Source organism: Mesorhizobium carmichaelinearum, from assembly GCF_900199455.1.
GTDB lineage: Bacteria > Pseudomonadota > Alphaproteobacteria > Rhizobiales > Rhizobiaceae > Mesorhizobium > Mesorhizobium carmichaelinearum.
The window spans coordinates 331,190-343,815 of record NZ_FZQR01000007.1; the positions used below are offsets into that span (position 1 = coordinate 331,190).

11 protein-coding genes are annotated in these 12,626 nt (G+C 64.0%); 2 read left to right on the forward strand and 9 right to left on the reverse strand.

Annotated elements, in window-relative coordinates:
• Position 1 precedes the first annotated feature (1 nt).
• The 6 genes from CKW40_RS18745 to CKW40_RS18770 all read right to left on the reverse strand — a co-directional run bounded on the left by CKW40_RS18745 (position 2) and on the right by CKW40_RS18770 (position 6,074).
• The gene (locus CKW40_RS18745; RefSeq protein ID WP_095201344.1) at positions 2-1,084 is read right to left on the reverse strand and encodes an ABC transporter ATP-binding protein; all 1,083 of its coding nucleotides are present in this window, start codon (positions 1,082-1,084) and stop codon (positions 2-4) included.
• Positions 1,071-2,009: a PfkB family carbohydrate kinase gene (locus CKW40_RS18750; RefSeq protein WP_095201345.1), complete on the reverse strand. Its 939-nt coding sequence runs from the start codon at positions 2,007-2,009 to the stop codon at positions 1,071-1,073. The genes CKW40_RS18745 and CKW40_RS18750 overlap by 14 nt, the downstream gene beginning before the upstream one ends.
• Positions 2,009-3,031, reverse strand: a complete 1,023-nt coding sequence (locus CKW40_RS18755; protein ID WP_095201346.1) for an SIS domain-containing protein — start codon at positions 3,029-3,031, stop codon at positions 2,009-2,011. Before CKW40_RS18755 ends, CKW40_RS18750 begins: the two co-directional genes overlap by 1 nt.
• The gene (locus CKW40_RS18760; RefSeq protein ID WP_095201347.1) at positions 3,028-3,873 is read right to left on the reverse strand and encodes a carbohydrate ABC transporter permease; all 846 of its coding nucleotides are present in this window, start codon (positions 3,871-3,873) and stop codon (positions 3,028-3,030) included. Before CKW40_RS18760 ends, CKW40_RS18755 begins: the two co-directional genes overlap by 4 nt.
• Complete coding sequence (locus CKW40_RS18765) at positions 3,873-4,757, reverse strand: carbohydrate ABC transporter permease (protein WP_095201348.1); 885 nt, start codon at positions 4,755-4,757, stop codon at positions 3,873-3,875. The genes CKW40_RS18760 and CKW40_RS18765 overlap by 1 nt, the downstream gene beginning before the upstream one ends.
• Positions 4,758-4,835: 78 nt before the next feature.
• Positions 4,836-6,074, reverse strand: a complete 1,239-nt coding sequence (locus CKW40_RS18770) for an extracellular solute-binding protein (RefSeq protein WP_095201349.1) — start codon at positions 6,072-6,074, stop codon at positions 4,836-4,838.
• 220 nt (positions 6,075-6,294) lie between these two features.
• Here CKW40_RS18770 and CKW40_RS18775 point away from each other — a divergent pair, with 220 nt between their 5' ends.
• Positions 6,295-7,509 (forward strand): ROK family transcriptional regulator, encoded by a 1,215-nt coding sequence (locus CKW40_RS18775; protein WP_095201350.1) that lies wholly within the window; start codon positions 6,295-6,297, stop codon positions 7,507-7,509.
• 107 nt (positions 7,510-7,616) lie between these two features.
• Positions 7,617-9,227: an inorganic phosphate transporter gene (locus CKW40_RS18780; RefSeq protein WP_095201351.1), complete on the forward strand. Its 1,611-nt coding sequence runs from the start codon at positions 7,617-7,619 to the stop codon at positions 9,225-9,227.
• 170 nt (positions 9,228-9,397) lie between these two features.
• On the opposite strand, the gene CKW40_RS18785 is transcribed toward CKW40_RS18780, so the two are convergent.
• The 3 genes from CKW40_RS18785 to CKW40_RS18795 all read right to left on the reverse strand — a co-directional run bounded on the left by CKW40_RS18785 (position 9,398) and on the right by CKW40_RS18795 (position 12,526).
• Positions 9,398-10,243, reverse strand: coding sequence for a DUF8737 domain-containing protein (locus CKW40_RS18785; RefSeq protein WP_095201352.1), 846 nt, complete (start codon positions 10,241-10,243; stop codon positions 9,398-9,400).
• Between the two features lie 341 nt (positions 10,244-10,584).
• Entirely contained in the window at positions 10,585-11,745 is a 1,161-nt protein-coding gene (locus tag CKW40_RS18790) for a patatin-like phospholipase family protein (RefSeq protein ID WP_095201353.1), read from the reverse strand.
• On the reverse strand, positions 11,738-12,526 hold the full coding sequence (locus tag CKW40_RS18795) for an acetoacetate decarboxylase (RefSeq protein WP_095201354.1): 789 nt from the start codon (positions 12,524-12,526) through the stop codon (positions 11,738-11,740). The genes CKW40_RS18790 and CKW40_RS18795 overlap by 8 nt, the downstream gene beginning before the upstream one ends.
• Positions 12,527-12,626 lie beyond the last annotated feature (100 nt).

Consider the following 12,626-nt stretch of genomic DNA (forward strand, 5'->3'; position numbering starts at 1 on the left):
CTCAAACCGTCGGCAGGGCCTTGCCTGTCGACGGGTCAAACAAGCGAAGCGCTGTCTCATCGAAGGTGAGGCTGCGCTTTTCGCCCTTGGCGACCTGAGATCTTGGCGGCAGGCAGGCCGTCAGTCGCTGCGCGCCGATGCGAGCCGTGGTGACCAGTTCGGGTCCTGTCAGTTCGACGACCTCGATCTCCACGGGCAATGACAAATCCGTCGGGGCGGTCGCCACGCGCAGCGCTTCGGGCCTGATGCCGACGACCAGCCGTGCGCCCTCACGCGCCGCATTCGCATAGCGGGCCGGCAAGGGGATCCGCACATCGGACTCGGCAATGGCCAGCTTGCCGCCGGTGATGCTGGCCTGCAGCATGTTCATCGATGGCGCGCCGACAAAGCCGGCGACATAGAGCGTCGCCGGTTCGTTGTAGATCTCTTCCGGCGTGCCGAGCTGTTCGATCCTGCCGTCGCGCATGACGGCGATGCGTGTCGCCAGCGTCATCGCCTCGATCTGGTCGTGGGTGACGTAGACGACGGTGGTCTGCAGCATCTGGTGCAGGCGCTTCAGCTCAGTACGCATTTCCAGGCGCAGCTTGGCGTCGAGGTTGGAGAGCGGTTCGTCGAAGAGGAAGACCTGCGGTTTGCGCACCAGCGCCCGGCCGATGGCGACACGCTGGCGCTGGCCGCCGGAAAGCTGGCTCGGCTTGCGGTCAAGCAAGGCCTCGATCTGCAGCAGTCTTGCCGCCTCGGCCACCGCCTTTTCGCGCTCGTCGGCGGCAACGCCGCGCATCTCCAGCCCGAAGCCGATGTTGCGGCGGACCGTCAGGTTCGGATAGAGCGCGTAAGACTGGAAGACCATGGCGATGTCGCGGTTCTTGGGATGGACGCCGAGGATAGAGCGGCCGCCGATCAGCACATCGCCGCTCGTCGCTTCGGCGAGGCCCGCGATGATGTTGAGAAGCGTCGACTTTCCGCAGCCTGAGGAACCGAGCAGCACCAGGAATTCACCGCTCTGCAGCGCGATGTCGATGCCTTTCAGCGTTTCGACGCTGCCGTAGTTCTTGCGGATGTTGCGGATTTCAAGCGCGCTCATGCGTGGATCCCTTGAACTGCATCGGCCCGCCATAGTTGCGAGGCAGAGTGGAAATGGCGCGCGAGGCGACATGCGTCGCGGCGGAAAGGCAAGCGGACAGCGGTTGTTCCTGGGCGAGGGCGGCGAGGAAGGCGGCGTTGAAGACATCGCCGGCACCGATCGTGTCGACGACGCGGACATCGGGCGCCACGGCTTCGACAAGCGCCCTGTCCGGACCGATGGCGATGGCGCCTCGCGGTCCGCGCTTGACGACAAAGGTTGCGCCTTGCCGCATGCTGGATCGGATCTCGCGCGCGGCCTGCTGCGGGCTTGGCATTCCCGCCAGGGTTACCGTCTCGACTTCGTTGAACAGCGCCAGCGCGCAGCGCGAAAGCCACGCGCGCGTGGCGGCGCAATTGGCCTCGGTCCAGCCATCGATCGGCCAGCCTGTGTCGAGCGCGACGGCGATGTTGTGGCTGTCCGCCCAGTCGAAGAAGGCATCATAGTCGCGGGTGAGGTCGTCGGTCAGGAAAGAGCCGCACAACAGCGCGTAACCGCCAGAGAGCGCGTTGCCATCGAGGACGGACAAGACATCGGCGAGGCTGAAGCGCGGCAGGTGGCCGCGCGTGGTGAAGAAGGTCCGTTCGCCATCCGGATGAGTCATGCCGACAGACAGCGTCGTGCCTTCGGAGCGAACCGGCCATGTCTCGGCACGGCTGCCGAACGCCTCGCGAAGCCATTGGCCGAACTGGTCGTCGCCGACATTGGCGGCGATAGCGAAGTCGACGCCCAGCGCTTGCCAGGCGAGCGCGCTGTTGCCGGCCTGGCCGCCGACGCGCAATTCGTCATGGTCGACGACGGTTTCCGTGCCTGCCTTTGGCCATGGCGCGACCGGGCCGACGATCAGGTCGACATTGACGTTGCCGATCACCGCAAGCGGACGCATCACTCGCTCCTGGTGATCTTGGTGGAGCGCACAGGCGTGCCGGCATTGTCGACGCGGGCATCGGCGAAGGCGATCATCAGGCGCTGTGCGACCGGCAGCATGGCGAAGACCGCGGCGAGACCCGAGGCCGGCTTGAAGGAGAGCGTAACAGCGCCCGCGACTGGCGGTTGCCCGGAGGCGTCGAAGATCACCAGCGGCGCGCCGGCCTCGACCACGGAAAGCGCCATCGCCGTCACCAGTTCCGCGGTCGGGTCGTTGCCGCGAAACAGGATCACGCCGATCTTCGGCCCGAGCATCTCCATTGGCCCATGCCGCAACTGACCGCCCTCGAGCGAAAAGCAGGGCAGGCGCGACAGTTCGGTAAGACCAAGCGCCAGCGCTTCGGCGACACCTTGCAGCCGGCGCCCCGAGGTGACGATGCTCGTCACCTTTTCCAACGCGGCGAGCGCCTGCGTGATGTCGTTGTCTTGCGGCCGGTCCAGTGCGCCAAGAGCGGCACTTGGGTCTTCGCCGAGTGCGGTCAGGATGGCCAGATGCAAGGCGAAGGTCACGGTCAGGCTGCGGGTGGCGGCGAAGGCCAGTTCGGTGCCGCCGGCGCCGACCAGGCAAGGTGCGGTGCGAGCGAGGAAAGAACCGCCTTCGAGCGTCAGGCCGAAAACATCGGCAGTGCTGCCAGTCTGCGCAAACCACCTGACGACCTCGGCGCTCTCGCCGGACTGCGAGGTAACCAGCACCGTTTTGCCTGCCAGAGGCAATGGCTGGCCGAGCTGTTCTGAGAGCGGCAGCACCAGCGCATCGATGCCGAGCGCGCGATAGAGCGGTTCGACGGCGCGCCCGACCGCATGCGAGCCACCCATGCCGAGCAGCAGCAGACGACCGGTTCTCCTGATCGAGGTGGCAACGTTTGCAGCCATGGCAGCGTTGTTCTCGAACGAAGCACGCGCATCCGCATGCTGGCGCGCCATTTCGCGGTCGATGGCGACCAGCCCGGCCGGCCGGGATTTTTCAGCAGTCATTGTCATCCTTTCACACCGCCGCTGGTCAGGCCCGAGATCAGCGCGCGCTGCATGACGAGGCCAATCAGCACCGGCGGCAAAGCGGCCAGCACGCCGGCGGTGGCGATCAGCCCGTAGTCGGAAACGCGGCCGCCGGCCAGATCGGCGATGGCGACGGTCAGGGTCTTGGCGCGCTGGTCGGAGGTGAACAGCAGCGCATAGAAGAATTCGTCCCAGGCGAGCAGCACCGCAAACAGCGCCGATGTCGCCATTACCGGTGCCGCCAGCGGCAGCGTGATGATGCGCAGGGTCTGGAACAGGCCGGCGCCGTCGATCATCGCCGCCGCCTCGATCTCGCGCGGGATCGAGTCAAAACCGGATTTCATCAGCCAGGTGGTGAAGGGCGCCAAGATGGTCAAATAGACCAGCGCTAGGCCGAAGACGTTGTTGAGCAGGCCAAGATGCGACAGGCCCATATAAAGTGGCACGGCGAGTGCCACCGGCGGCAGCATGTAGGTGGCGATGACCATCGACAGCGACCAGCCGATCGCCGGCGTGCGCGACACCGCCCAGCCGGCGGGGATCGCCAGAGCGAGGGCCGCCAGCGTCGCCATGCCGGCGATCTCCAGGCTGTTGCGCAGCGACGAGGTGAAGGCGGCGCCGGCGCTGTTCTCGGCGGTCGACAGCAATGTCTGGTAGCGGGAGAAGTCGGCTGCCTGCGGCCACCAGCGCAGCGGCTTGGCGGCAAGGTCGGCGGCCGGCGAAATGCTCATGATGAACAGCCAGGCGATGGGCGCCAGGATGATGGCTGCGAGCAGCAGCGCGCAGACATAGACAAAGATCGTAAAGGCGGGGCTCCTGCGTTCCATCAGGCGGCACTCCCGGCGGTCTTCCTCACCAGCGCCGCATAGGCGACGGCGAGCACGGTGACGAGCAAGGTGACGATCAGCGCCAGCGATGCGCCGGAGCCGGCGCGCTGGAAGGAGAAGGCCTCCTGGTAGACGAGGATCGACAGCGTGCGCGTGCTGTTGGCTGGACCACCACGGGTCATCACCCAGATGATGTCGAAGACCTTGAAGGCCTCGATGGTGCGCAGCACCAGCGCCACCATCAGCGGGCCGGCGAGATAGGGCAGGATGACGAAGCGGAAGCGGTTGAATGGTCCCGCGCCATCGACGAGCGAGGCGGCGGTGATGTCGCGCGGCACCGCTTGCAATGCGGCGAGCGCGATCAATGCCACCAGCGGAAAGTTCTTCCAGCAGTCGGCGACGATCAGCGCCGCCAGCGCGGTGCCCGGCTCGCCCAGCCACGAGCGGTAGGCGTCGATGAGATTGAGTTGCGTCAAGGCCGCGTTCAGCGCGCCATATTCGGGATTGTAGATGAGCCGCCACAGCGTGGCGTTGACCACCGTCGGCAGTGCCCAGGGTAGGATCATCAAAGCGCGCAGGACGGCGCGGCCGTGGAACTGCTGATTGAGCAGAAGGGCGGCGAGAACGCCGATCACCATTTCGGCGGCAACGGAAATGACCGCGAACAGTGTCGTGGTCACCAGCGTGCGCGAAAAGTTCGAGCTCGACAGCATGTTGGTGTAGTTGTCGAAGCCGACGTAATTGCCGCCGGTGCCTACCAGCTTGGCGTCGGTGAAGGACAAGTTGACCGTATCGACCAGCGGCCAGCCGATGACGGCGACCATGACCACGAGGAGCGGCAGCATCAAGAGCCAGGCACGGGTCGTCATCCAGGTGCTCGACATCAGAGCAGCCTCTCTTCATTCATGATTTCAGACATAGCACGGGCGGCACAAGGCCGCCCGTAACTGGAGAACAATGGCTTAGAGGCCGCTGTTCTTCGCAGCGGTGTTCAAGGCGTCTTCCGGCGAAGACTGGCCGAGCAGCGATTCCTGGATCGCCTGCTGCAGCGCGGTCGACAGCTCCTGATACTTCGGCGTGGTCGGACGCGGATACATGGCGGCCAGGCCGAGCTTGGCAGCGGCGATCAGCTCTTCCTGGCCCTTGGTGACGGCCGGGTCGTCATAGGACGAGGCCCAGATCGGCAGCGAGAGCTTGGCATACTGGTTCTGCGTCGCCTGCGAGGTCATGAAGGCGATATACTTCCAGGCTTCGTCCGGATGCTTGGAGACCGCGGTGACGCCGAGGCCCATCGAGCCGTTGACGGCCGACACGTCGCTGATGCCGGTGACGCCGGGTGCCGGCACGACGCCGACCTTGCCCACGACCTTCGAGTCCTTCGGATCGTTGGCCATGTTGTACATGTAGGTCCAGTTCAGCGCGAAGGCGGCGTCGCCGTTCTCAAAGACCTTGCGCACGTCCTCTTCCAGGAATTCCTTTGAATTCGGGTTGGTCAGGCCGGACTTGTAGCTGTCGACCATGTATTTCAGCGCCGACAGGCCGCCGCCATTCTGGAAGTCCGGCTTGCCGTCCTTGAGGAAGTCGCCGCCATAGGCGCTGACCAGCGTGGTGTAGTCGCAGATCGCGGCCTCGGCCTGCGACCAGCTCCAGGCGATCGGCGTCTTCAGCAGGCCCTTGTCTTGGATGATCTTGGCCTGTGCGCCAAGCTCTTCCCAGGTCTTCGGCGGTGCCTTGATGCCGGCTTTTTCCAGGATTTCCTTGTTGTAGAACAGGTATTTGGTGTCGAGGATCCAGGGCATGCCATAGTACTTGCCGTCATACTGGACCGTGGTCCAGGCGCCGGGCAGCACGCCCTTCTTCATGTCGTCGGTGATCTTCGACGAGACGTCGACCAGCACCTTGTTGGTGGCGTATTCGGCCGGCCAGATGACGTCGAACAGCACGACGTCGTAGCCGCCGCCCGACCCTTGCGCGAGCACCGTCTTGTCGTGCAGGCCTTCATAGGGGACGAATTCGAGATTGACCTTGACGTCCGGGTTGGCCTTGGTGAAGGCGTCCGTCATGGCGCGCACGTCGGCCTCGCTGTAGGCGGCCTGCGCCATGAACAGCGCGTTGAGCGTCGTTTCGGCGAAAGCGTGGGGAACGAGCAGTCCTCCGGCGAAGACCGCGCCGACCAGTGTTTTGGTGATTGTCTTAAGCATCTTCTTCTCCCATTTCCGGTGTTGTCGGGCCGGCGATGCGGGCGTTTCGCAGCGTCTTCCCGGATCCATGTCGCGTGACCTGATGGTTACCCGGCTGACCAGTGGCGACAGGCCGAGGGCCTTTGCCATCTTGTTTTGGGGCATTCGGTTTGCATTAAGTCAACTCGCTTGACTTAATTAGTCGATCAATATTCTAATGGAGTCAAGAGGGGAAACGCCGGTGGATGACATCAGCCCGATCCGCGCCAAAAGCGGCACCAATCAGGAAGGCACCAGCGCGCACAACCGCCGTGTCATGATCGAGGCGCTGCGTCTCAACGGCGCGCTGTCGCGGGCCGACCTGGCGCGCGCGACGCAGCTCACCAAGCAGGCGGTTTCCAACATCATCGAGGATCTCGAAAGCGACGGCCTGGTCGTCGCACTCGATGCGGTGCGCAAGGGCAGGGGGCAGCCGTCGACCCCCTACAGGCTGGTGCCTGAAGGCGCCTTCGCCATCGGCCTGCATATCGACCGCCATCTGACGCGAGCGGTCGCCGTCGACCTGATGGGCAGCGTGCTGGCGCGGGCCGAGGCGAACCTGCCTTTCGATGAGCCGTCGAAGGGCGTCGAGATCATCCTCGAGTTGATCGCAGGTGTCCGCCGCGATCTGGCCGGCATTTCGGCCCAGTCGGAAAAACGGCTGGTCGGTCTCGGCGTCGCCATGCCCGGTCCTTTCGGCCTGAAGGATTCCGACGACAAATGGATGATGCCGGCTTGGCAGAAATTTCCGCTGCTGGAGACGCTGGCCAAAGGCACGGGGCTGAATGTCGGCCTGCAGAACGATGCCGCTGCCTGCGCCACGGCGGAGCGCATCGTCGGCGCGGCCCATGGCGTCGACCACGCGGTCTGCCTCTATGTCGGTTACGGCATCGGCGCCGGACTGATCCTCAATGGCGAGCTCTACAGCGGCGGCCATGGCAATGCCGGCGAAATCGGCATGGCGCTGCTGGCGCCGGCCGGTCCCGGCTCGACGCCGCTCGAACACCGTGCGTCGCTGGCCTCGCTTTACCAGCATCTCGGCCTCAACCCGGCGGACAGCGATATCTACGAACAGATGAACGCCCTGGTGTTGGCCGAAGATACGAAGATGATGGCCTGGATCGATGGGGCCGCGCATGATCTGCGCTGGAGCGTGCATCTCATCGAAACGATCTTCGATCCGCAGACCGTCATCCTGACCAGCGGCGCGCCGGAAGCGCTGGCACGCCGGCTCGTCGAGGCGATGCACCCGTTGCTGCCATCGATCGCCGACCGGCCCGGAAGGATGCTGCCGCGCCTGCAACTCGGCACCACAGATCCCTGGTCGATCGCGCTTGGCGCCGCCGCGGCGCCGATCAGCCGTGCCTTCGATCCGCTGTTCTCGGCGATCCTGAAGACAAGCCCCGGTGCTGCATGAAGGAGAGCGGGCGCCAAGGGAAAGGGCCTTTCTGGCGTCACACAGGGTTCATCGACCGGACATAGCGTCTTTCCCAGTTCTTTGCTGCAATGCAATAGGAGTGGGACATGGTGGACATAATTTCCAGTGAGGCGGGCATTCCGAGACCGGATCATCCGCTGGATAGTTCGGGCAGCGCCAAGTGGTTCCTGCCGGCCTTCGGCGTGCTGGTTCTGGTCGGCGTGGTCTATGTCGGCTACGCGCTGAGCCAGGACCTGGCGGTGGCCAAGACCGTGCCGTGGATCCTGCTCGGCATCGCCCTGCTGATCGCGCTCGGCTTCGAATTCGTCAACGGCTTCCACGATACCGCCAATGCGGTGGCGACCGTCATTTACACGCGCTCCCTGCCGGCCGAATTCGCCGTGATGTGGTCCGGCGCCTTCAATTTCCTTGGCGTTCTCACCTCCAGCGGCGCGGTGGCCTTCGGCATCCTGTCGCTGCTGCCGGTCGAACTGATCCTGCAGGTCGGCTCCTCCTCCGGCTTTGCCATGGTGTTCGCGCTGCTCGTCGCCGCCATCCTGTGGAATCTCGGCACCTGGTTCCTCGGCCTGCCGGCTTCGAGCTCGCATACAATGGTCGGCTCGATCATCGGTGTCGGCCTTGCCAACCAGTTCATGGCCCCGGCCGGCAGCGCCACCAGCGGCGTCGACTGGTCGCAGGCGACCAATGTCGGCATCACCCTCTTGGTGTCGCCGATCATCGGCTTCTTCGCCGCGGCGATCCTGCTCTATGCGATGAAGCTTCTGGTTCGCAATCCGGCGCTCTACGAGGCGCCGAAAGGCAACACGCCGCCGCCATGGTGGATCCGTGGGCTGCTGATCTTCACCTGCACCGGCGTCAGCTTCGCGCACGGCTCCAATGACGGGCAGAAGGGCATGGGCCTGATCATGCTGATCCTGATCGGCGTCGTGCCGACGGCCTATGCGCTGAACCGTACGCCCGACATCAACTATCTCGAGGCCTACAAGGCGGCTTCGGTCAACGTCGAGACCGCGCTGGGCAAATATGCGAAGCCCGGTGTCACGGTCGCTGATGCCAAGGCTGCCAAGGCGGCCGTCCAGGATGCCGTGCGCACCCGGAGCTGGAGCGACCAGACGACGGTTGCGCTGCAGACCTACATCCACAACACGACCGCTTCGCTGCAGCCCTATGCCTCGGTCGACAACGTGCCGACCGATCTGGTCAGCAACGCCCGCAACGACATCTACCTGATCGGCGAGGCGCTCAAGCTGATCGACAAGAAGAAGCTGCTGCCAATGCAGGACGCCGACCTGAAGGCGGTCACCGACTACCACAAGGCCGTCGACAATGCGACGAAGTTCATTCCGATCTGGGTGAAGGTCGCGGTCGCGCTGGCGTTGGGCCTCGGCACGATGGTCGGCTGGAAACGCATCGTCGTGACCGTCGGCGAGAAGATCGGCAAGAGCCATCTGACATATGGCCAGGGCGCGGCGGCCGAACTCGTGGCGATGGTAACCATCGGCATGGCCGACCGGCTCGGCCTGCCGGTGTCGACCACCCATGTGCTGTCGTCGGGTGTCGCCGGAACGATGGCCGCCAACGGCTCGGGCCTGCAATGGTCGACGGTGCGCAATCTTTTGCTGGCCTGGGTGTTGACCCTGCCATGCTCGATCGCGCTCGCCTTCACGCTGTTTATTGTCTTCCGCCAGGTTTTCTGAGCGGGCGACCCTCAAAAGAACGGCGCCACCTGCGGCGCCGTTTCTCTTTGTCGGCCTTTCTTGCGAAGACCAATGAAGAGTTAGAGCGTGCGCCTTCCCAAACGGGCGCGCCGCTTCGAACGGTTCAGCTTTCGATGGAATCGTTGGCCGGCTCCAGCCGAGGCTCACTCCTACCGCCGCGCAACTTCCGCCCTGTTACGGCGTCGCAGTTGGCGTAGGGACAACATGTGTAGCAGGATCGAGCTTGGCACCACGAAAGCAGGGGTCAGCACACCCGGATAATCGCCTGCGCCGATGCTCTGCACATCGGGGACAATCAACTGCCATGGGCCGGGTGAGGTGATCATGCCCATGGTGATCGCGACAGCGAAATCCGCAAGCCCGAGAATGTTCCAGAGAGTTGCCGCCCTCCGGCCTTTGTCTGTCCCGGTCGCCACTGCCATCGCAGCCGGCAACGCGAACAATCCGGTCAGCATGTCGCCGATGCCTGCCGGCGCTGCGAACGCGCCGGGCAGCGCACCACGCAGCCAGGCCGCGATAGCCCATGTGCCGAATACGCGGTAGAGCTGAAGCATGACGAGCCAGCTCGCTGGCATGGCATCGAGCACTAGCCCGATCCGCTTCGAGAGCAGCAAGAGCGGCGCCCCTATGATTACCGGTAGGAAGATCGCCGATGGCAATACCGGAAAAGACGCAGTGCCGGCGTGAAAGACGCCGTTGATCGCTGCGCTCCAGGCGAAGGCGAGCCACAGCGTGTCCGGGATCATGATCGCCAGCCAGGTCGTGCGGCGTTGAGCTGGCGTCAGACTCGTGTTCTCGAGGCCGAGCCATAATCCCAGCGCGATGAGCCCGTGGGCTGCGAGCTGGTGAGCCGTGGTCGGAACGCCAGTGGCCGGGATCGCCGGCCATCTGTAGATCACCAGGAGCCAAAGTGACGTGAGCGGCGCAAACCAGAGTAGGCCGCGCCAGGCGTCACGCGATGGAACGAGAGCAGGTGAAACAGCTTCGACGGTCATCAGCGGTACTCCATTGAGCCTGGCGCATTTGCCTGCGCTCAGATGTACACCTGCTTTCAGCGAGCTAATATTCGCGACAATGTTGATAGGCTGTGAAGAAGAACTTCACAGTCTGGCGGAGCTTGCCCGACGGTGTGAAGGAGTGCCTATGCGTTTGCACTGTAGTTTTCCGAGCTGCCGCGGAACTCATCGTGACGCCCAGGCGGATCGCATCCTTGTTCCGCATGTCTGGGCAGCGCTCGTGACAGGCACGATGCGCGGCGTCGGTTTGACCAACCGGCGAAGGATTCGCGGGCGAAGTCCGCTTTGTAAGATTGCTCCGCTTGTCCTGGACGCAAATGTCAGGTCGGATCTTCTCTGTGCAGATCGTGGATGGCAACGCCATCGACATTGGTCGGCATCATCAGCCACTTGCGATGGCGCAAGGTGCGCTGCGTGTCTTCCAAGCCTGTCTCCCAATGCTCGCGCATCGAGGTGCCGGAGAATTCATAGTCCTTGGCATGCCCCTCATAGCCTTTGTGCTGGTAGATCAGGTGCACGATGTTGACGATGCCGGCATCGGAATAGTCGGCGATCAGCGCTTCTTCTGCCGGCGTCAGCTGTTCTTTGGGCACTCGCTTCAACGCATCGAGCAGGCGCATCTTCAGGCCATGGATGCGCTTGAAATTGTCGGTGTTCTGGCGCGTGCGGCTGGAATACATGATGTCCTTGTGGCGCGACAGCACGTCCGGCATGCTGCGCGGCAGCACGCCGCGAGCGCTGAACAGGTCGACCTGGAACACCAGCGACGAACGGTCCTCGTCCTGGTCAAGCAGATATTGCAGCGGCGTGTTGGAGACGATGCCGCCATCCCAGTAATACTCGCCTTCGATGCGCACCGATGGAAAGGCCGGCGGCAGCGCGCCGCTGGCCATGATGTGCTCGGGTCCGATGCGCACCTTGTCGGTGTCGAAATAGACGAAGTTGCCGGTCCGCACGTTGACCGCGCCGACGCTCAGCCGTTTCTTGCCGTCGTTGAGCACGTCGAAGTCGATGAGGCTCTCCAGCGTGTCTTTCAGTTCAGCGGTGTCGTAGAAGCTGGTCGCACCCTCGGCGCCCTGCGGCTCGAACCAGGGATTGGGGTTGCGTGGCTTGAAGAAGCCGGGCTGGCCCATGGTCATCGTCATCCACGACGAGGTGCGGTTGCGGATGTCGCGGTAAATGTCGCCTTCAGGCGTGTACGACCAGATCTTGCGGCCCGAGATGGTCTGCCAGAACTGTTCGAGCCGCTGCAGGCGGCGGCTGGGTTCATTGCCGGCGATGATCGAGGCATTGATGGCGCCGATCGACACGCCGGACAGCCAGCTCGGCTCGCAGCCGGCCTCGGCCAGCGCCTGGTAGACCCCGGCCTGATAGGCACCGAGCGCGCCGCCGCCCTGGAACACCAGAGCGATGCGGTCATACTGCGCCGAGATTTCCGCGATCGTCGCGGCGGCTTCCTTGTTCCGGTTGCGTTCAAGCACGAATTTTCTCCGGCTGGGTTGTGCTGGCTGCGAGCCGGCTGTGCTCGTCAAGATAGTCGTGGACGACTTCGCCCAACCCAAGCGTCAGGTCGGCCTTGAAGTGGACGGCGGACACGATGTCGAGCACCGGCAGCTTGGCCACGTCGGCCATGACATGGGGCCGCAGATCGAGCGCCGCCGGCGCAGTCCAGGCCTCCTTCAACGTGATATCGGTGAGGTAATAGCGCACCAGCTCGCAGATGCGAGGCGTGCCGTCGACATGCGGGATGATCTTGATCAGGAAATTAGGAGCGGCAAGCGCTGCAAGCACGGAATCGTGATCGGCTTCCCGGTGCTTGTAGCCCATCGTGCCGGTGGCGCACAGGACGCTGCCATAGTGCAGCGTGCCGACGATCACCTCGCCTTCATGGACGATCTTGGGGTTGGCCAGCTTCTTGGGAAATCCCCACAACTCGCGGCCGCCGGCGATCGGCGCATCGTCGTCGAGATACATCGAATGGACGTAGCCGCCATGCTGGCCCTTGTACTTCACCGGGATGACCTGGCCGGTCTCGGTGTAGTCGCCGAAGCCCGTGGAGTCGGGCATGCGGATGAATTCGTACTTGACCAGCGGCTCGTCAATCTCCAGCGGCGCCGGCACGACGGCTTCGAGTGCCTCGCGTGTCGTGCGGTAGGTGATGATGATGTATTCGCGATCGAAGAAACGATAGGGCCCGGGTGGGAAGGACGGGTTGGTCAGCGGCATCGCATAGGCGCGCTTCACGACATCGGCGATTTCCAAGCTTCTCACCCGCTGGTTGAGGAACGATCCATACGAGACGTGCAGGCGGATTATGTTGCACGGCAGCATGACAGTGCCATGTCACGCCGCGCCGATGCCA